The organism is Staphylococcus delphini (genome assembly GCF_900636325.1).
GTDB lineage: Bacteria > Bacillota > Bacilli > Staphylococcales > Staphylococcaceae > Staphylococcus > Staphylococcus delphini.
In genome coordinates this window covers 2,161,520-2,182,679 of sequence record NZ_LR134263.1, presented here as the reverse complement: position 1 = coordinate 2,182,679, position 21,160 = coordinate 2,161,520, and the positions used below count along the sequence as shown (strand labels likewise).

General features: G+C 39.0%; 14 protein-coding genes. 10 read left to right on the top strand and 4 right to left on the bottom strand.

From position 1 onward, the window contains the following. Positions 1-523: 523 nt before the first annotated feature. Positions 524-913: a S1 domain-containing post-transcriptional regulator Ygs gene (gene ygs, locus EL101_RS10195; protein WP_019166970.1), complete on the bottom strand. Its 390-nt coding sequence runs from the start codon at positions 911-913 to the stop codon at positions 524-526. A 406-nt stretch (positions 914-1,319) separates the two neighbouring features. Here ygs and pruA point away from each other — a divergent pair, with 406 nt between their 5' ends. The 4 genes from pruA to EL101_RS13295 all read left to right on the top strand — a co-directional run bounded on the left by pruA (position 1,320) and on the right by EL101_RS13295 (position 5,853). After that, positions 1,320-2,864: an L-glutamate gamma-semialdehyde dehydrogenase gene (gene pruA / locus EL101_RS10190; protein ID WP_096596518.1), complete on the top strand. Its 1,545-nt coding sequence runs from the start codon at positions 1,320-1,322 to the stop codon at positions 2,862-2,864. Between the two features lie 175 nt (positions 2,865-3,039). Then, positions 3,040-4,239: an ornithine--oxo-acid transaminase gene (locus EL101_RS10185; RefSeq protein WP_096596519.1), complete on the top strand. Its 1,200-nt coding sequence runs from the start codon at positions 3,040-3,042 to the stop codon at positions 4,237-4,239. A 107-nt stretch (positions 4,240-4,346) separates the two neighbouring features. Beyond that, entirely contained in the window at positions 4,347-5,591 is a 1,245-nt protein-coding gene (locus tag EL101_RS10180) for a Glu/Leu/Phe/Val family dehydrogenase (RefSeq protein WP_096542152.1), read from the top strand. Between the two features lie 103 nt (positions 5,592-5,694). Continuing rightward, on the top strand, positions 5,695-5,853 hold the full coding sequence (locus EL101_RS13295) for a hypothetical protein (RefSeq protein WP_019166967.1): 159 nt from the start codon (positions 5,695-5,697) through the stop codon (positions 5,851-5,853). A gap of 102 nt (positions 5,854-5,955) precedes the next feature. On the opposite strand, the gene EL101_RS10175 is transcribed toward EL101_RS13295, so the two are convergent. From EL101_RS10175 to EL101_RS10165, 3 genes are all read right to left on the bottom strand, one after another. After that, complete coding sequence (locus EL101_RS10175; RefSeq protein WP_096596520.1) at positions 5,956-6,894, bottom strand: glycerophosphodiester phosphodiesterase; 939 nt, start codon at positions 6,892-6,894, stop codon at positions 5,956-5,958. Positions 6,895-7,131: 237 nt separating this feature from the next. After that, the gene (gene argH / locus EL101_RS10170) at positions 7,132-8,523 is read right to left on the bottom strand and encodes an argininosuccinate lyase (RefSeq protein ID WP_096596521.1); all 1,392 of its coding nucleotides are present in this window, start codon (positions 8,521-8,523) and stop codon (positions 7,132-7,134) included. Further along, a complete protein-coding gene (locus EL101_RS10165; RefSeq protein ID WP_096596522.1) occupies positions 8,516-9,718 on the bottom strand; it encodes an argininosuccinate synthase in 1,203 nt (400 codons plus the stop codon). The genes argH and EL101_RS10165 overlap by 8 nt, the downstream gene beginning before the upstream one ends. Before the next feature lie 192 nt (positions 9,719-9,910). Between EL101_RS10165 and EL101_RS10160 the strand changes: the two genes are divergently transcribed. The 6 genes from EL101_RS10160 to EL101_RS10135 all read left to right on the top strand — a co-directional run bounded on the left by EL101_RS10160 (position 9,911) and on the right by EL101_RS10135 (position 20,940). Beyond that, a complete protein-coding gene (locus tag EL101_RS10160; RefSeq protein WP_014614399.1) occupies positions 9,911-11,242 on the top strand; it encodes a glucose-6-phosphate isomerase in 1,332 nt (443 codons plus the stop codon). Between the two features lie 273 nt (positions 11,243-11,515). After that, the gene (gene lepB / locus EL101_RS10155; RefSeq protein WP_170141205.1) at positions 11,516-12,034 is read left to right on the top strand and encodes a signal peptidase I; all 519 of its coding nucleotides are present in this window, start codon (positions 11,516-11,518) and stop codon (positions 12,032-12,034) included. Positions 12,035-12,052: 18 nt separating this feature from the next. Next, positions 12,053-12,631: a signal peptidase I gene (gene lepB / locus EL101_RS10150; protein WP_096542133.1), complete on the top strand. Its 579-nt coding sequence runs from the start codon at positions 12,053-12,055 to the stop codon at positions 12,629-12,631. 215 nt (positions 12,632-12,846) lie between these two features. Then, the gene (addB, locus tag EL101_RS10145) at positions 12,847-16,311 is read left to right on the top strand and encodes a helicase-exonuclease AddAB subunit AddB (RefSeq protein ID WP_096596524.1); all 3,465 of its coding nucleotides are present in this window, start codon (positions 12,847-12,849) and stop codon (positions 16,309-16,311) included. After that, positions 16,308-19,952, top strand: coding sequence for a helicase-exonuclease AddAB subunit AddA (gene addA / locus EL101_RS10140; RefSeq protein WP_096596525.1), 3,645 nt, complete (start codon positions 16,308-16,310; stop codon positions 19,950-19,952). Before addB ends, addA begins: the two co-directional genes overlap by 4 nt. Positions 19,953-20,034: 82 nt before the next feature. Further along, on the top strand, positions 20,035-20,940 hold the full coding sequence (locus EL101_RS10135; RefSeq protein ID WP_096596526.1) for a fumarylacetoacetate hydrolase family protein: 906 nt from the start codon (positions 20,035-20,037) through the stop codon (positions 20,938-20,940). Positions 20,941-21,160 lie beyond the last annotated feature (220 nt).

The following is a 21,160-nucleotide window of genomic DNA, read 5'->3' as shown; positions in this document are numbered from 1 at the left end:
AAAGAGAGGAGACACTACTTTCAAAATTGTAGAAGAAGGGAGTAAAACACGATTGTTCATCGTTCAATCTGTCTAGAAGAAGTAAAAGATTGTTTGAACAAAGAAGAGAAAGGGGTTAACCATGAAGTAAATAGTGCAATGACAAAATCGGAGTGTTGGATGTCAAAAAAGAAAGAGAAAAACAACCTCTCTCTTTCTTTTTTATTGTGAGATACACTTTCAGATATAGGTATCATCTAACTGAAGATTGGAAAGCACAGTTTCTGTACATGTAATACTAAATTTTGAGTGCTTTTTAAATTTTTAACTCTAACCCAAGCATTTCTGATGTGTCATTACATATAAGCACAATATCTCCTTAATCGCTGGTTTAGGCACTTACAATGATAGAGATATTTGCGCTTTTTTATAATTAAAAAATAAAATAATGGTCAATGATTATTTCATCAACCGTCAAAAATATACAACCAGTATATACAACGAAAAAAAAGCCAATGCACATACCGCACATTGACCTCAAGCGTTATTTAGACTCATATCTCATCTTCTTTTTGGACTGTTTCACCCAATATGGCAAACGTTCCTCTAATGTTCGAAACCCATATTTTTCAGTTTCCTGAATTTCATCCAATACTGAATACTTACCTTTTTTACGCTCATAATTTTTAAAATAGTCATTATCCTTTAAAGATAAATTTAATTTTCCGTTTTGATCAATAGAGATGATTTTGGCTTTCACAGTTTGACCTGGTGACAAAAGCTTCTTTAAATTGTGTACATAATCATCCATGATTTCGGATATATGAATGAGTCCTTCAGTACTGTCAGGGGTCTCGACGAAAGCGCCGTAGGGTTGAATACCAGTCACGCGTACTTTGACATGTTGCCCAACACGATACTGTCTTTTCAACATTCATAACCCCTTATCGATTAGTTTTTAACATTTTAATCATAGCACATCTTTGAAAAATCTCCTAACTATTCGTTATTCAGAATGGATAATTGACAACAAACATTCACGTGCTTATATAGTAAATGGTGGGATTAAATACATCACTGCAAAAGGCGCGTAAAAATCACTAATTTTAAGCAGAACACTATTGCAAAACCAAGGTTAAAGAGTCTATAATTGCTTATAAATGAAAGCGCTTAATTACTATCGATTGACTCAAAATGATTCGAGCATTTGAGTACCTCATGGCATGTGACACGAACAGCTTTTAGGTTGATACAAATAGTGTTTTCTTTTACAAATATGTCATGAATATGTCATGATAGATGTAAGGGTTTTCTTATTATAAACAAAGGAGGATTTTTAAATGATTCCATATCAACACGAACCATTTACAGATTTTACGAAAGAGGAAAATCGCGAGGCTTATTTTCGTGCATTAGAAAAGGTTGAAAGTGAACTCGGGAAAGATTATCCATTAATTATTGGTGGAGAGCGCGTATTCACTGAAGATAAAACACGTGTATACAATCCTTCAAATCGCGAAGAAACTATTGGCTATGTTTCAAAAGCAACGAAAGAACATGCGCAACAAGCGTTAGATGCAGCGAAAGAAGCGTTTAAAACTTGGAGAAAAGTAGATCCTAAAGTACGCGCGAATATTTTATTCAGAGCTGCTGAAATTACACGTAAACGTAAGCATGAATTCTCTGCATTACTTTCAAAAGAAGGCGGTAAACCTTGGAAAGAGGCAGATGCAGATACAGCGGAAGCGATTGACTTCATGGAATATTATGGTCGTCAAATGCTCGAACTTAAAGACGGTAAACATGTAAACAGCCGTCCTGGTGAATACAACCAGTTTGATTACTTGCCTGTAGGTGTCAGTGTTGTTATTTCTCCATGGAACTTTGCATATGCGATTATGGCGGGTACAACGTCAGCACCGCTTGTAACAGGGAACACAGTATTATTAAAACCATCTTCTAATACTCCAATTATTTCTTATAAATTTATGGAAGTTTTAGAAGAAGCCGGTTTACCTAAAGGGGTCGTAAACTGGATTCCTGGTTCTTCAAGTGATATTGGTGACTTCTTAATCGAAAACAAAGATGTGGGCCTCATTTCATTTACAGGTTCTAAAAAAGTCGGTAAAGAAATTATCCAAAAAGCATCAGTGATTCAAGAAGGTCAACACCATATTAAACGTGTCATTGCTGAAATGGGTGGTAAAGATGCAATCATCGTCGACAACGAAGCGGATTTACAAGTTGCCACAGATGCTATTGTTTACTCAGCGTTCGGTTTCTCAGGTCAAAAATGTTCAGCATGTTCACGTGTTATCGCGCATCAAGACATTTATGATGAATTGTTAGAGCGTGTTAAAGAAGCAACTGAAAAAATTAAAGTCGGTAATGCTGCAGAGCCGGATACGTATGTGGGTCCTGTCATTGACCAAAAATCTTTAGATAAAATTAAAAACTACATCGAAATTGGTAAAGGTGAAGGTCGTCTTGTAACAGGTGGTAATACAGACGAAGAAGTCGGTAACTTTGTATATCCAACGATCTTTGCTGATTTAGATCCAAATTCACGCGTGATGCAAGAAGAAATTTTCGGTCCAGTTGTCGGTTTCACTAAAGTTAAAGACTTTGATGAAGCGATTGATGTCGCAAATGATACAGAATACGGTTTAACAGGTGCCGTGATTTCAAACAACCGTATGAAGTTAGAACAAGCGCGTCGTGACTTTATGGTCGGCAACCTTTACTTCAACCGTGGCTGTACAGGTGCTGTTGTGGGCTACCAACCATTCGGCGGTTTCAAAATGTCAGGTACAGACTCAAAAGCAGGTGGACCAGACTACTTAGTATTACACATGCAAGGTCGTTCAGTATCAGAACATCTATAATGATGAATTAAATAACAGAAACGTACAGGACACATTGTTTTGTACTGATGTAGGGTAAATCATTTATGAGCACCGTTCACTACTTGAATGATAGGTATTGGATGATACTATTAATCGATTTGCCCTACACTTTCATGTGAAGAGATGTGCGTATTATATTTAAGGAGGAGATGGCATGGTAACAAAATCTGAAGAAATCATTGAAAAAACGAATCATTACGGGGCGCATAACTATTTACCGCTTCCAATCGTGATTGCCGAAGCTGAAGGGGTATGGGTAAAAGACCCAGAAGGCAATCGTTATATGGATATGTTAGCGGCATATTCAGCAGTCAACCAAGGGCATCGTCACCCTAAAATTATTCAAGCTGTTAAAGAACAAGCGGATCGTGTCACACTCGTTTCTCGTGCTTTCCATAGTGACAATTTAGGGGAATGGTATGAAAAAATCTGTAAATTATCAGGGAAAGAGAAAGCCTTACCGATGAATACAGGTGCAGAAGCGGTAGAAACAGCATTAAAAGCTGCACGTCGTTGGGCGTATGAAGTGAAAGGCATTAAACCAAATGAAGCTGAAATCATTGCGATGGTCGGTAACTTCCACGGTCGTACAATGGCGCCGGTATCACTTTCATCAGAAAAAGAATATCAACGTGGTTATGGGCCACTATTAGAAGGTTTCCAAAATGTTGAGTTTGGTAACATTGAAAGTTTAAAAGCGGCCATTAATGAAAATACTGCTGCTGTTTTGATTGAGCCGATTCAAGGTGAAGCAGGGATTAACATTCCACCAGAAGGCTATTTAAAAGCAGTACGTGAACTTTGTGACGAACACAACGTATTATTTATTGCAGACGAAATTCAAGCTGGTTTAGGGCGTACAGGTAAACTCTTTGCGACAGATTGGGATGATGTAAAACCAGACGTTTACATTTTAGGAAAAGCACTCGGGGGCGGTGTATTACCAATTTCAGTTGTACTTGCAGATAAAGAAGTACTGGATGTCTTCACACCAGGTTCACATGGTTCGACTTTCGGGGGTAATCCACTCGCATGTGCCGCTTCAATTGCTGCACTTGATGTCATTGTTGATGAAGACTTACCAGGTCGCTCACTTGAACTCGGTGACTATTTCAAAAATGCATTACTTGAAATTGATCACCCGGCGATTAAAGAAGTACGTGGTCGCGGTCTCTTTATCGGTGTGGAATTGCATGAAGATGCACGTCCTTATTGCGAACGTCTTAAAGATGAAGGGCTTTTATGTAAAGAAACACACGATACAGTCATTCGATTTGCACCCCCATTAATCATCACAAAAGAAGAGTTAGATTTTGCGATTGAAAAAGTGAAAAAGGTGTTCGCACAGGGGTAAAAAGTTAAACGTTTAATTTGAGCGGAAACCACTTTAAAATAAAAACGCTTATGTTACAATACGAATGTAAGCGAAAACAATAGTAGGAAAAAGAGGCGAAATGGATCATGGCTGAAAAAAATAATTTAGTGACGTCAACGCAAGGCATCATTAAGGAAGCAATGCATAAATTAGGCTTTGATGATGGCATGTATGAACTTATCAAAGAACCTTTAAGATTTTTGACAGTACGTATTCCAGTGAAAATGGACGATGGTACAGTCAAAACATTTACAGGTTACCGCGCACAACATAACGATGCAGTTGGGCCAACTAAAGGTGGGGTACGTTTCCATCCAGATGTTGATGAAGAAGAAGTTAAAGCATTGTCAATGTGGATGACATTAAAATGTGGTATTGTCGACTTGCCATACGGCGGTGGTAAAGGTGGTATCGTTTGTGACCCACGTCAAATGAGTATTCATGAGGTTGAACGTTTATCTCGTGGTTATGTGCGTGCGATTTCACAAATTGTTGGACCGACAAAAGACATTCCAGCGCCAGACGTATTTACAAACTCTCAAATTATGGCGTGGATGATGGACGAATATAGCCAAATGGACGAATTTAACTCTCCAGGCTTTATTACAGGTAAACCTATCGTATTAGGGGGTTCACAAGGACGTGACCGCTCAACAGCATTAGGTGTTGTTATCGCCATTGAAGAAGCTGCAAAACGTCGTGGCAAATCCATTGAAGGTTCACGTATTGTCATTCAAGGTTTCGGTAATGCAGGTAGCTTCTTAGCGAAATTCTTGTACGATAAAGGTGCGAAAATTGTAGGTATTTCAGATGCTTACGGTGCACTTCATGACCCAGAAGGACTGGATATCGACTACTTATTAGATCGTCGTGACAGTTTTGGTACAGTGACAAACTTATTTGAAGATACGATTTCAAACAAAGAGTTATTCGAATTAGACTGTGATATTTTAGTACCAGCAGCCATTGCGAACCAAATTACTGCAGATAACGCAGCAGACATTAAAGCTGAAATTGTTGTAGAAGCAGCTAACGGACCAACAACGCCTGAAGCAACAAAAATTTTAACTGAACGTGGTATTTTATTAGTGCCAGACGTGCTTGCAAGTGCGGGTGGTGTAACAGTTTCATACTTTGAATGGGTACAAAATAATACAGGTTATTATTGGACTGAAGATGAAGTCAATGAAAAGTTACGTGAAAAATTAGTGAACGCATTTGATACGATTTATACTTTAGCTGAAAATCGTAAAATCGACATGCGATTAGCAGCCTATATTGTAGGTATTAAACGTACTGCAGAAGCGGCACGTTACCGCGGTTGGGCATAAGAGAAAAAGAGATGAATAAGCAGAGACGCTGGAATGAGCGTTTCTGCTTATTTAATACATTGAAACTTGAAAATTCAGGTGAAATATCAAGGAGGCCACAACAATGAATAGAAGTACGTTCACCCTCATTATCGCAACTATTTTTTCAGTAGCGGGTATCACGTTTGCGATGAAGCACGAATGGTTGATTGCAGCACTGTTCATCTTGATTGGCGTGATTTACGTAATTAAAGGCATCAATCGCGGTCAATCTAATAAGTGATAGGTAAAAACGGTATATGTCAAATAGCCAGTTCATGCATGTATAAGTGCAAGAACTGGCTATTCTGTATTTTAACAAGAATCGGAAACCGCTTTACATCTTTTATTGTTGAATTAATGCGTGATATAGGTCTGGATAGTTCGTGAAGACGCCTGTGACTCCATATTGATTTAAACGCACCATTGTTTTTTGATCGTTAACGGTATAAGGATGAATATAAAAGCCATCTTGACGTAATGTGCGTGTATTTTTAGCAGTTAAATCATGAAAGTCGGGTCCAACACCGACAGCATAATTTTGTATTTTTTTAAAATCAGAATGAGACTGTTTCTGAAGTTCGCCTCTCTCTAACAATTGTACGAGTGGAATACGAGGATTCTCGTGATGAACCTTTTTAAGACTGTCTCTTGAAAATGATTGAATGACGACTTTACCGTTACGCAAATTCTTTTTACAGTCGAGCCCATATCGATGTAATTGGCGGAGCAGTTTTTCCTCCATGCCTGGATAAACATCAGGTGACTTTGTTTCGATGTAATAATTGACACTTGTACCATAACGACTGAAAATCTCATCAAGTGTTGGCACTTGTTGACCGACATATTGCGGATTTTGGTACTTTGGATATTTTTGGTTGAACCATGAACCGGCATCTAACTGTTTCAATTCAGCAAGTGTATAATGATCGACACGGCCTGTGCCATTGGTTGTACGGTCAACTTTGTCATCGTGCATCGCAACTAAATGACCATCTTTTGTCATTTGTAAATCCAGTTCTAAATAATCAGCATGCATTTCATAAAGGCTTTTATCGTAAGACGCAAAAGTATGTTCCGGCGCATAACCACTCGCGCCACGATGTCCGATATTCACATAAGGTTTGTTCAAAACATTGTGTTGACTTGGAGAGAGGGGTGTCGCTTGATGATGGCCATGATTTTGAGGTGAACCGGCGTTTGCACTATCAACAAGTGCGCTGGAACCAGCAAGCAGTGTTCCGATTAAAACGGTTGATGCAAAAAGGTGTGATGCAGCTTTCATTTTGACGCCTCCTTAGTATAATAGTTAATTTCAGCATAGACAAAATTTAAAAAAATGGCAATACTCTTAATTTAAAAATTACTTTATCTTTATGTTTGAAATGATTGCGATACATTCAATTAAAAGGGGCGGATGTGAATCGTGACAAATCAGCATGTTTAACGTTGCCACCTTGCTATGTAGACACAAAAAAGAGACACGGACTTTCAGTTGTCCGAGCCTCATATTTGGATGGTCCTACTTTGAATGATGTTGTGCGAAATGGGTCTTTGCGACGTCGATTTGGTGACGCACTGCATCTTGACCTGTAGCACCGTAACTTTGACGGCGTTTCACCGCTTCATCAGGTTGTAAATATTGATAAATATCTGCTTCGATTTGGGCGTGATGGTCTTGATACACCTCTAACGGAATATCGAGTAAATACATCTCATGTTGAATCGCCCATAGAACGAGCTTACCGACAATTTCGTGAGCCTCTCTAAACGGGATACCTTTCGTTACGAGATAGTCTGCTAACTCTGTCGCATTTGAAAAGTCTTGACGCACTGTTGCTTGGAGACGATCGGTGTTCACAGTCATCGTTGCGACCATACCGTCAAAAATGCGCAGTGACCCTTTGATCGTTTCAATCGCATCAAATAGACCTTCTTTATCCTCTTGCATATCTTTATTATAAGCAAGCGGTAATCCTTTTAATGTCATCAATAAACTCACGAGATGTCCAGTCGTACGGCCTACTTTACCGCGAATAAGCTCAGCCATATCAGGATTTTTCTTTTGTGGCATAATAGATGATCCTGTTGAAAAACCGTCAGATAATGTGATAAATTTCGCTTCTTCCGATGACCAGAAAATGATTTCTTCAGCAAAACGAGACAGGTGAATCATCGTTAAGTTAATATTGTTCAACGTTTCAACAATGTAGTCGCGATCACTCACGGCATCGATACTGTTTTCATATAACCCATTAAAACCGAGTAACTTTTGTGTTTCATGACGGTCAATTGGATATGTCGTCCCACTCAATGCTGCGGCGCCTAAAGGGGAGACATCGATGCGTGCCAATGACTCTTTGAAGCGCGTCTGGTCACGTTCGAGCATCCAAAAATACGTCATGATATGATGCGCAAATGAAATCGGTTGTGCACGTTGAAGGTGTGTATAGCCGGGCATCATCGTTTCTACATGCTGTTCTGCAAGCTGCAATAACGTTTGTTGAAAAGCATGAATGTAATCAATAATCGTATGCACTTCTTTTTTCGTATACAAATGCATATCCGTTGCAACTTGGTCATTACGGCTACGTCCGGTATGCAGTTTACCGCCGACAGGACCGATACGTTTAATCAATTCATGTTCAACATTCAAATGAATATCTTCTAATGCTGTTTGAAATTCGATTTGTCCTTCATGAACGTCGTGTTGAATGTCTTTTAACGTTTGGATAATCAATTCACTTTCTGCTTCAGTTAAAATATTTTGATGTGCGAGCATCGTTGCGTGTGCAATGCTACCTTGAATATCTTCGTTAATGAGCGTTTGGTCAAAGTGAATCGACGCATTAAAAGCATCGACCCATTCTTCTGGTTTCTCTTCAAATCTACCGCCCCAAGCTTTTTTACTCATCCGCATAGCCTCCATGTAACATTGCGTTGACTTGTGTTGGTAAGCCATAAATATCGATAAAGCCCACTGCAGATTGTTGGTTGAACGCATCTTCTTTCGTATAAGTTGCTAGTTTTTCATTGTAAAGCGTGTACGGTGATTTTCTACCATTGACGATGGCATGACCTTTAAATAGTTTGACACGTACTTCACCCGTCACATATTTTTGCGTATGGTCTACAAACGTTTTAAGGGCATCAGTTAAAGGTGAAAACCATAAGCCGTTATACACTTGTTCTGCAAATTGCTTTTCAATAATGGGTTTAAAATGCGCCACATCTTTCGTCAAAGTGATCGTTTCTAATGCTTGGTGCGCTTTAATAATCACTTCAGCACCTGGTGTTTCATACACTTCTCTTGATTTAATACCGACGAGACGATTTTCAATATGGTCGATTCTACCGATACCATGTTTTCCAGCGAGTTCATTTAAATACAAAATGAGATCATCTAATGCATAATACTCACCGTTAATATGTGTTGGAATGCCTTGCTCAAATGTAATTAAAATTTCATCAGCTGTATCGGGTGTATCTTCTAATTCTGCTGTTAAATCATAAGCATCTTGTGGTGGTGCGACATACGGATCTTCTAGTACACCACATTCATTGCTACGGCCCCATAAGTTTTGGTCGATAGAATACGGAGACGCTTTGCCAATAGGGACAGGGATATTGTGTTTTTTCGCATAATCGATTTCTTCTTCACGACTCCAACCCCATTCACGTACAGGTGCAATCACTTTAAGGCTTGGATCCAATGCTTTAATTGCGACTTCAAAACGCACTTGGTCATTGCCTTTTCCTGTACAGCCATGCGCAATAGCAACGGCATTTGTTTCGTGTGCAATTTCTACTAACTTTTTAGAAATGAGTGGGCGAGACAATGCAGAAACGAGCGGATACGTTTGTTCATACATCAGATTACCTTTGATCGTATAACCGACATAATCTTCCGCAAATTCTTTCGTTGCATCTATAACATGAGACTCAATTGCGCCCATATCGAGTGCTTTTTGATAAACAAGGTCTAAATCTTTTCCTTCACCAACATCCAAACAACATGCAATGACGTCGTAACCTTGTTCAATCAACCATTTAACGGCCACACTTGTGTCTAAACCGCCTGAATATGCTAAAACCACTTTATCTTTCATCCTAGTCACCTCTGTTAAAGAATTAATATTTGATTAAGTTTACTATAACACAAATGAATTTATATGCAAATAACCAAATAAATATTCATATAAAATGCATGTCAATGGGTATGCTTGGGTAAGTCAATTGAATTTGTTGAAACAACTTAGTAAAATGAAAGTGCGTTAAGTTAAATTAGGAGGCAATAGTGTATGACACATATCCAATTAGATTATCAAAAAGCTTTAAAATTTTTCGGTCAACACGAATTAGATCAGCAACAAGATGCTGTTAAAGCAATTCACCGTACAATTCATGAAGGTACAGGTGCAGGAAGTGACTTCTTAGGATGGGTTGACCTACCAGTTAATTACGATAAAGAAGAATTTTCACGTATTAAAGAAGCAGCTAAACAAGTACAATCACATTCAGACGTACTTGTCGTAATCGGTATTGGTGGTTCGTACCTTGGTGCACGTTCAGCAATCGAAATGTTAACACCAGCATTCAAAAAAGATAGCGAATATCCTGAAATTATTTTTGCGGGTAACCATTTATCATCATCATATTTACAATCACTCATCGACTATTTAGCAGATAAAGACTATTCAGTTAACGTGATTTCAAAATCTGGTACAACGACTGAACCTGCAGTTGCGTTCCGTATTTTCAAAAAATTATTAGAAGAGAAATATGGTAAAGAAGAAGCAGTTAAACGTATTTTTGCAACAACTGACCAAGCTAAAGGTGCATTGAAACAACTTGCGACAAATGAAGGCTACGAAACATTCGTCGTACCTGATGATGTCGGTGGACGTTTCTCAGTATTAACAGCAGTAGGTTTATTACCAATCGCTGTAGCTGGTATTGATATCGATGCAATGATGGGCGGTGCAGCAAAAGCACGTGAAGAATTATCTTCTGACGATTTGTCTTCAAACATTGCATACCAATACGCATCAATCCGTAATATCCTTTACAACAAAGGTTACACTACAGAAATGTTAATTAACTACGAACCATCATTACAATACTTCAATGAATGGTGGAAACAATTATTTGGTGAATCAGAAGGTAAAGACTTAAAAGGGATTTATCCTTCAAGCGCTAACTTTACAACTGACTTACACTCATTAGGTCAATATGTACAAGAAGGCCGTCGTTTCTTAATTGAAACAGTATTAAAAGTAGAAAATCCTGAACACGATATTACAATTGAAGAAGATGCGGATGACTTAGATGGCTTAAACTACTTAGCAGGTAAAACAGTAGATGAAGTTAACACTAAAGCATTCGAAGGAACTTTACTTGCGCATACTGACGGTGGCGTGCCTAACATGGTTGTTAAATTACCTCGTTTAGACGCTGAAACATACGGTTATGTTGTTTACTTCTTTGAATTAGCAGTCGCAATGAGTGGTTACCAATTAGGTGTGAACCCATTCAACCAACCAGGTGTAGAAGCTTATAAACAAAACATGTTTGCATTATTAGGTAAACCTGGATTTGAAGATAAGAAAAAAGATTTAGAAGCACGTCTATAATTCGAGATGGCTGTTGAATAGAATATAAAAGAAGGGCTGATGAGGCATACGTTGTCTTGTCAGTCTTTTTAGTGCACGCGTTGACTCAGTATCCTATTTTTGTTCAGGAGTAGGGACAACAAAAATTTTGTGTTACATCCCCCCTTATCGTTAAAAGTGAATTTAAAGTAATCAATGAAGTGCAGGATTTAAATGTAAAAGTTAACGTTTTAAGAGAAATTATGATAAGATAAAATTTGTTATGATGAAATTGATAGGATTGGGAGTGCAAAATTGAAGTTTCTGATAAAGATGACATTCGCTCTCATCAGCGCATTGGTCGTTTTAGCCGTCCTCGTCTTGTTTGTTGTCATCCCATATGAAGTAAAACATCAAAACATGGACACAACACTGCAACCCCATGATCGGCTGTTGGTGAATAAACTCGCACCACGCTACAATGGGATTCATCATCAAGATATCGTTGTCTACTATGCGGATGGTCAGTATCGTGTGGGACGCGTGATTGGAGAAGCGGGGCAATCAGTTGAATTTCAAAAAGGTCAACTGTATTTGGACCATACCCCTGTGACTGAATCGTATGTGAATCAACAAGATCAGCGGTCATGGTCACTGAAATCACTGCCGAATTCAGAAAGTGATATCATACCGCCAAACACGTATTTAATATTAAACGATCGTCGTGATGATGGTGTCGATTCTCGAAAGTTTGGTCTCATTAAGAAATCAACTATTGAAGGTAAGTTATGGATACGTTATTATCCTTTTGATAGAATAACGACTCATTTTTAAAATAAGAGGTGTAAAGCTGTGAAAAAAGAGACAATGGAATGGTTGCTGTCTATAGGATTAGCATTATTGATTGTAGGTCTATTGTATGCATTTGTCATTAAACCCTATAACATTAAAGGTGATTCTATGGACCCTACATTAAAAGATGGAGAAAGAGTTATCGTTAACAAAATAGGGAAAACTCTAGGTCATTTAGATAATGGTAATGTCATCGTCTTCCATGCAGATGAAACGAATGACTATGTAAAACGTATTATCGGTAAACCGGGTGATCATGTCGTTTATAAAAATGACCAACTGTACTTAAATGGTAAAAAAGTAGATGAACCTTATTTGGATTATAACCTTAAACATAAAACTTATGAACAAATTACCGGTTCATTTGATTCTAAAGACTTGCCAGGTAGCAACGGTCAGGAACAAATTCCGAAAGATAAATATCTCGTATTAGGTGACAACCGTGAAGTGAGTAAAGATAGCCGTGCTTTTGGGCTTATCGATAAAGATCAAATCGTAGGGAAAGTCGCATTTAGATTCTGGCCATTGAGTGAATTTAAAATTAACTTCAATCCAGATCATACAGATACACAAGAGTAATCATGAATTTTAGTGTTTAATGCATAGACATCATAAAGAGATTCGATAACAAAAAATACTAAGCAGAGGCTGGGAGACCATGACGTTTTCCCAGCTTTTTCTGTGTCAAAAGATCCAACAAACGACTGACTTTCATAGAGTATCAAGTGGGGTTAATGCTATAATAAACTTTAAATAATGAATGCCGATTTGTATTAAAGATAGGGGGGGATTCGATGTTTCGAACACTTTTAGGTCGTGCTGGAACGGGCAAAAGTACACAGATGTTAGCAGAAATTAAAGACAAAATGAAAGCACAACCGATAGGGCATCCTATCATTATGATTACTCCGATGCAAGGGACGTATTTGTATGAACAAGCACTCGTCAAAGACACCGCATTGTTAGGGAGTGTGCGTACAGAAGTGTTGCACTTTGAACGACTGGGTCATCGCATTATCCAAGAATTAGGTGGCGTGCATGAAAAACGTTTGTCGTCGATTGCTATTGAAATGATGATTTACGATATTTTACAAGAAGCACAAACAGAGTTGAAGTTGTATCGCTCACAAGTAGGTTATATGGGATTTAGTACAAAAGTGCGGGAACAAATTCAAGATTTCGAAAAATATGCTGTCACTCCTGAGATGGTTTCGGAAATGGCTACCGATGCGCACCTTGAACCACGCACCCGTCATAAGTTACACGACATTGGGTTGATTTATGAAAAACTGCAAGCCCGTATGTCTTCGGAATATATTACCGGGGAAGCGATGATGAATCGACTTGTCACGCTCATTCCACAGTCGAAGTGGCTCAAACAAGCAGACATATACATAGATGGGTTTCATAACTTTTCGACTCAAGAATATCAACTGATCGAAGCTTTAGTGAAGCATGTGAAGTCTGTGACGGTAGCATTAACGACAAACGGCGATCAAGATGTATTAAGTATGTTTCGTAAGCCGTCTGAGTCGTTACGTCATTTTGAAGAGATGGCTCACCGTGTTGGTCAACCACTCGAACGCCTGTATTTTCATACGCAGCAACGATTCAAAGCACCGTCATTAACCGTGTTAGAGCAGCAGTTTGACGCATTACAACCTGAAAGTCATCATGCAGCGGACGATGGGGTTCGCATACTAGAAGCACCGACGACACGTGAAGAGGTCAATGAAGTAGCACGTGCGATTTTAAGAGATGTGCGTGAAAAACAGTACCGTTATCAAGATATTGCAATTTTGTATCGTGATTCGTCGTATGTCTATTTGTTAGATGCAATTTTGCCACAATATGATATTCCGTACAATATTGACGTCAAAAAATCGATGACACACCATCCGATTATGGAAATGTTGCGTGCATTAATCGAAGTGTTGCAAACAGAATGGCAGTTTGAACCGTTGATGCGTTTGTTGAAAACGAATGTCTTAACCCAAACGATTCCAGATAGTGCCTATTTAGTCCATTTGTTGGAAAACTTTGCGATAGAACGAGGGATTTATGGCAAACGTTGGCTCGATCCACAATATTTTGAACTGAATCAATTCCGTAAAATGGGTATCCGACCGAACGATCCATTGACGGAAGAAGAGACGGCTACATTTGAACGTGTGATCGATTTGAAAACGAAAGTGTTTAATCAATTGTTGAAATTTGAAGAAAAATTAGCACAAGGTTCAAATGCCAAAGCTTTTGCGACGTATTTTTATGAAACGATGGAAGATTTTGAACTGCCCAATCAGTTGATGACGCAGCGGGATATGTTAGATGAGCAAGGTCAACATGAAGCAGCAGAAGAAATTGACCAGATTTGGAACGGGTTGATTCACGTGTTGGATGATGTTGTGACCGTGTTTGGTGACCGTGATATGACGTTAATGCGCTTTTTAGAAGTGTTAGATGTCGGTTTGAACGAACTCGAATTTTCAATGATTCCACAAACGTTAGATCAAGTGACGATTGGGACGATGGATTTAGCGAAAGTGGATAATAAAAAGCACGTGTATATGGTCGGAATGAATGATGGTGTGATGCCCCAAGCGATTAACGGTTCTGGTTTGATCTCAGACAATGAAAAGAAAGCATTTGAAACACATGCGGGTGTACAGTTGAGCCCGACATCCGATATTTTACAAATGGATGAAGCATTCGTTTGTTATTTCGCGATGACACGTGTGACAGAAGCGGTGACCTTCTCATACAGTTTGATGGATGCGAGTGGTGCAGAACGAGAAAAAAGTCCGTTTTTAAATGATATCCGTCAAATGTTCCGTAACTTAGACATCATCCAACTGACACACCAACACGCACGTGACACATTATCACTTATCGAACATCCACATCAAACGAAAGTGCATCTGTTTGAAGCATTTAAAACGTGGTTAGATGAAGGATTGATTTCAGATACATGGTTTACGACTTATGCTGTGATGGCGCAATATCCACAACTCAATGACGGTCTGACACATTTGAAATCAGCACTGACTTACAATAATGATACCGTACAATTAGATGCAGAGTTGACGGCACAGCTCTACGGTAAAGCAATTCATGCGAGTGTGTCCCGTTTTGAAGGGTACCAAAATTGTCCATTTAAACATTATACGTCACACGGTTTGAGGCTCAATGAACGGACAAAATATCAACTTCAAAATTTTGACCTAGGGACAATTTTCCATGACGTTTTGAAATATATCGCTGAAAAGGTTGAAGGGCGTTTTAATCAATTGACAGAACTTCAAATTGCGCAATTGACGAACGACGCATTAGAAACCTTATTACCACACGTACAGTTTAATTTGTTGAACTCAACGTCGTATTATCGTTATTTATCACAACGTATCGGTGCAATAGTTCAAGCGACATTATATGCGATGAAGTATCAAACGTCGCATTCTCAATTTAAACCGATCGCATTTGAAAAGTCGTTCCGTAAATCACCGAAAGATGCATCCGAACTGAAAGCAGAAACGTTGTATACGTCACAAGGTATGCCGATTTATATTCGTGGCCAAATTGACCGTATTGATACGTACCAAAAAGATAATAAAAGTTTCGTCAATATTATCGATTACAAATCATCATCTTCAAGCGCATCACTCGATTTAGTGAAAGTGTATTACGGCTTGCAAATGCAAATGATGACCTATATGGATATCGCGCTTCAAAATAAGGAACGTTTAGGTTTGGTGGAAGAAGTGAAACCAGGCGGCTTTTTATACATGTACGTGCATCAGTTTAGAGATGAAAAGCGTGCGTGGAATGATATCGAAGCGGCCAAGTTAGATGAAGCCTTTTTGAAGTCGTATCAATTACAAGGGTTGCTCAACAATGATGTAGATGTATTAGAAGCGTATGATGAAAGATTGACAGCGGGCTTTAAATCAGACATCGTGCCACTCGGTATGAAAAAAGATGGCAGTTTAAATGCGACGAGTAAAGTGGCGGATGAAGCAACCATTTATAAACTGATCCAACATAATAAGCAAAACTTTGTGGATATCGCAAGTCGTATTATGGATGGACATAACGAAGTCGCGCCAATGCAATACCGCAATCATTTGCCATGTCAATATTGTCAATATCAAGCCGTTTGTCACGTAGATAGTATGATTGATAGTCCGAAATACCGTCGAGTGGATGAAAAAATTAAGCCCCTTGAAATACTTGCGGCAGAAGAAGAGGAGGATGAAGTATGATTCCTACAAAACCTGAACACGTACAATGGACCGATGCACAGTGGGAAAGTATATACGCAAAAGGTCAAGATGTACTTGTAGCAGCAGCGGCGGGTTCTGGTAAAACAGCAGTCCTTGTTGAGCGCATTATTCAGCGTATTTTACGTGATGGCATTGATGTCGACCGTTTACTCGTTGTGACATTTACGAACTTGAGTGCACGCGAAATGAAACATCGTGTCGAGGCGCGTATCCAACAAGCCGCTATTGAAGATCCTTCCAATCAACATTTAAAAAATCAACGGACAAAAATTCATCAAGCACAAATTTCAACGTTGCATAGCTTTTGTTTACGTCTCATTCAGCAACATTATGACGTGTTGGACATTGATCCTAACTTTAGAACTGCGAGTGAAGTTGAAAATGTCTTGCTGCTCGAAGAAGTGATTGATGACGTGTTTGAAAAGCATTACGACCGTTTGGATCCAACATTTGTGACATTGACTGAGCACATTTCGACAGATAGAGATGATGCCGCATTACGTTTAATGGTTAAAAATTTATATGATTTCAGTATCGCAAACCCTGATCCGATTGGTTGGTTACATGCGTTAGATCAACCTTATTTGGAGCGTCATTTGCAACAACATTATTTAGATATTTTAAACAAGTATGTCCGCTTATATTTAGAAGCAGCACAAAATGCGATAGAAGAAGCGTATCATCAATTCGAATTGGTAGGGGATTTTCCTAAGCACATTGATTTTATCGAGGGTCACCGCCAATTTTTACGCCGACTATTAAGTGAACAGCTTATCGACAAAACAGCAGTGGCGACGTATCAACTCGGTCGTATCCCACCTAAACCGAAAGCTGTAAAAGAAGATCCGATGCTTGATGCGGCTTATGAAAATTTTAAAGCGTATTATGAGCAATTTAAAGACAATCTCAATGCAGTGAAATCTACATTCGTTGGACGTGATGATGAGACACTGCTTGAGGAATTGCAACACTTAGCACCGCGTGTGAAATATTTGGCCACCTTAACTGAAGATGTCATCCATGCATTCAGTCGTGCGAAACGAGCGCGGAACATCTTGGACTTTTCAGATTATGAACATTTTGCGTTACAGATTTTAAGAGATGAACAAGGTGACCCGTCCGAAATTGCGGCGTTATATCGTGAACGTTTTGAAGAAATATTAGTCGACGAATATCAAGATACGAACCGCGTACAAGAAAGTATTATTGGCAGTATTAAACGCGGGGACGAATCAAACGGTAATTTATTTATGGTGGGTGACGTGAAACAATCCATTTATAAATTTAGACAAGCGGATCCGAGTCTGTTTATCGAAAAATATCAACGTTTTAACCAACCGGATCAGTCAAGTGGTTGGCGCATTGATTTATCGCAAAATTTCCGTTCTCGTAAAGAAGTGCTCTCGACGACGAACTATTTGTTTGATCATATGATGGATGCTGAAGTGGGTGAAATTGAGTACGATGCCGCTGCAAAACTTTATTACGGTGCGCCGTATGATGAGGTCGATATCCCTGTGCAGTTTAATGTTCTGATGGTCGATAAAGACCGCGAGATGACTGCGAGTGAGCAAGAGGCGTATTTTATTGCGCAACAGGTACAGACGATTTTAGAGACCCAAAAAGTGTATGATCCGAAAACAGGTGCGTATCGTCCGGCACAATATAAAGATATCGTCATCCTTGAAAGAAGTTACAGTAATGCAAGGCTCATTCAACAAGCGTTTAAAGATCAAGATATTCCGCTGTTTGTGAATAGTAAGCAAGGTTATTTTGAACAAACAGAAATTCGTTTAATGTTGTCATTTTTGCGTACGATTGATAACCCACTGCAAGATATTTATTTAGTCGGCTTAATGCGTTCGGTCATTTATCAATTTACAGAAGATGAACTGGCTAAGATTCGTATTGTATCGCCACATGATAACTATTTTTATCAATCCATTCAACATTACATGGCAGATGAAGCGGCGGACCCTGCAATTGTGGCAAAGTTAAAGCCGTTTTTAAATGATTTAGTACGCTACCAAGACTACAGCCAACATCATCCAGTGTACCAACTCATCGACAAACTGTTTAATGATCATTACATCATTCAATATTTTAGTGCACTAGTAGGTGGGCGTGGCCGTCGTGCGAATTTACATGGCCTGTTTAATAAAGCTGTCGATTTTGAAAATTCTAGTTTCCGCGGTTTATTTCAATTCGTTCGTTTTATCGACCAAATGATTGAACGGGGTAAAGACTTTGGTGAAGAAAATGTTATCGGTCCAAATGATAATGTCGTACGTATGATGACGATTCATAGTAGTAAAGGTCTTGAATTTCCATTTGTCATTTATTCAGGGTTAACGCGCGACTTTAACAAAAATGATTTAGGAAAACCTGTCGTACTGAATCAACATGAAGGTCTCGGTTTACAATATTATGACGAGGCACAAGGATTATTTTATCCGTCGCTCATTTCAATGAGTATCGATTTGATCAATCAAAAAGAGTTAATCTCAGAAGAAATGCGATTGATTTATGTTGCTTTAACACGCGCAAAGGAACAACTTTATTTAATCGGAACGTCCAAAAAAGCAGACGCACTCGAGATGATGGCAGCCGTTACAATTACTGATGAAAAATTAGCAGCCATTGACCGATTTAACGCGAAAAATCCGTTTCAGCTGATATATAGTATCTTGAGTAAACATCAGAACACGAATATTCAACGCCATCAGCAGTTCGAATCAGATGTGGAGGCTTTGGATGCAGCTGTCAAGCCACGACTGCAGTTACAACATATTGATGCAAGAGATGTGTTGCCAACAGAACAAGATTTGGCGACATATCAAGGTCACGCGATTGAAACGTTAGAGGCGCGACTGGCTGCGACCCCGTTAGACGATGAACTCGCGCAACGTGTCATGCAACAATTGTTGTATGTTTATCCGTATCAACAAGCCGTACAACAAGCTTCAAAGCAATCTGTGTCAGAGCTAAAACGCCAACTTGATACAGAACAAGCCGATACGAACTATGAGCGTGTCCGACAATATCGTTTAGGCGTGGCCACGTATGAGCGCCCGCAGTTTTTACAAGAACAACAACATACTGCAGCAGAAGTAGGAACGTTGATGCACACGGTGATGCAACATTTGCCATTTAAAGAAGCCGGATTAACAGAACAAGCATTAAATGACTACATTGAATCATTGGTCGAGCGTTCAATCATTCGCGCACATGATGTGAATGTCATTGCGATGGAAGAAATTAAACGTTTCGTTCAAAGTGATTTGTATGGTCGCATTGCGAAAAGTGACGAAGTGTATACCGAATTGCCGTTTGTCGTGAATCAACATCAAGTCGAACATACACCAGATACGACAGATGCTTCTATTATTCAAGGGATGATTGACCTGGTCTTTAAAGAAAACGGCCATTATTACTTCGTGGACTATAAAACAGATGCACTCATTCGTCGTAAAGGGATGTCTGATGAAGCGTTGGAAAGACAATTGAAGGAGAAGTATCGTGTCCAAATGCAATATTATCAACGTGCATTAGAAACCATTTTGAAATGCCCAGTGAACGGCTATTTATACTTCTTTAAATATGGCGAACTCACGATTTAAGTAGATTAACTTCAAAAATTTGTGATTTGTCTAAATTTTTCGTTATAATATGACTAAGATATACGTTAGGAGCTGATTATGAATGAAATTCCTATCATTCAAACATAAAGGTGAAACTTCATATGGAGTGAAGGTAAAAAGAGAAGAAGCGGCTTGGGATTTAAAACAAGTCTTCGCAAATTTTGGAGAAGGTGACTTCCATCCCAAAACATTGCTCGAAGGATTACAACAAAACCATACTTTAGACTTTCAAGAGCAAGTACGTAAAGCAGTTGTTGCTGCAGAAAAGAGTGGTAACGGCGATGCGTATAAAGTGAAATTTGAGGATATCGAGTTTTTACCACCAGTAACACCTACGAATAACGTCATTGCATTTGGACGTAATTATCAAGCACATGCAGAAGAGTTAAAACATGAAGTGGATCGTTTATATGTATTTACGAAAGCAGCTTCGTCATTAACAGGTGATGAAAGTACAATTCCGAACCACCAAGACATTACAGACGCTTTAGATTATGAAGGTGAACTCGGTGTCGTCATCGGTAAATCGGGTGAAAAAATTCCAAAAGGTTTAGCGTTGGATTATGTATATGGTTATACCATTATTAACGACATCACAGACCGTAATGCACAAAAAGCACATGACCAAGCATTCTTGTCTAAAAGTTTAACAGGGGGTTGCCCAATGGGTCCTTACATCGTGACAAAAGATGAACTCCCTACACCTGAAAACGTAAATATTGTGACAAAAGTGAACAATGAAATTCGTCAAGATGGGAATACTTCACAAATGATTTTGAAAATTGATGAGTTAATTGAAGAAATTTCAAAATATGTGGCGTTACACCCAGGAGATATTATTGCGACCGGTACGCCAGCAGGTGTTGGTGCGGGTATGAATCCGCCGAAGTTTTTACAACCTGGTGATGAAGTGAAAGTCACGATTGATAATATTGGAACGTTAACAAACTTTATTGCGAAAGATTAATATTAAAAAGGCATCGAGCAATTGAACGCTTGGTGTCTTTTTTTATACTCCGGTGATTGGAGCATTTCGGATTTTAGGGGATGGATTGCTTTTGGGGTTCGCTTTCCGAGGCGCTGAAGATCTCAACTAAATTTGGCTTGATTAAAGTGAACATTTGATGGAAGCCAAATTGGATTTTCGACTTCAGCAGATGCCTCAGGAGTCTCACCCCATCGCAATC

What these genes read in the sequence shown, in the direction of transcription:
- EL101_RS10185 (WP_096596519.1), top strand. Translation starts at nt 3,040, where the DNA reads ATGGTAACAAAATCTGAAGAAATCATTGAAAAAACGAATCATTACGGG.
- pruA (WP_096596518.1), top strand. Translation starts at nt 1,320, where the DNA reads ATGATTCCATATCAACACGAACCATTTACAGATTTTACGAAAGAGGAA.
- ygs (WP_019166970.1), bottom strand. Translation starts at nt 913, where the DNA reads ATGTTGAAAAGACAGTATCGTGTTGGGCAACATGTCAAAGTACGCGTG.
- argH (WP_096596521.1), bottom strand. Translation starts at nt 8,523, where the DNA reads ATGAGTAAAAAAGCTTGGGGCGGTAGATTTGAAGAGAAACCAGAAGAA.
- EL101_RS10135 (WP_096596526.1), top strand. Translation starts at nt 20,035, where the DNA reads ATGAAATTCCTATCATTCAAACATAAAGGTGAAACTTCATATGGAGTG.
- EL101_RS10160 (WP_014614399.1), top strand. Translation starts at nt 9,911, where the DNA reads ATGACACATATCCAATTAGATTATCAAAAAGCTTTAAAATTTTTCGGT.
- addA (WP_096596525.1), top strand. Translation starts at nt 16,308, where the DNA reads ATGATTCCTACAAAACCTGAACACGTACAATGGACCGATGCACAGTGG.
- EL101_RS10175 (WP_096596520.1), bottom strand. Translation starts at nt 6,894, where the DNA reads ATGAAAGCTGCATCACACCTTTTTGCATCAACCGTTTTAATCGGAACA.
- EL101_RS13295 (WP_019166967.1), top strand. Translation starts at nt 5,695, where the DNA reads ATGAATAGAAGTACGTTCACCCTCATTATCGCAACTATTTTTTCAGTA.
- addB (WP_096596524.1), top strand. Translation starts at nt 12,847, where the DNA reads ATGTTTCGAACACTTTTAGGTCGTGCTGGAACGGGCAAAAGTACACAG.
- EL101_RS10165 (WP_096596522.1), bottom strand. Translation starts at nt 9,718, where the DNA reads ATGAAAGATAAAGTGGTTTTAGCATATTCAGGCGGTTTAGACACAAGT.
- EL101_RS10180 (WP_096542152.1), top strand. Translation starts at nt 4,347, where the DNA reads ATGGCTGAAAAAAATAATTTAGTGACGTCAACGCAAGGCATCATTAAG.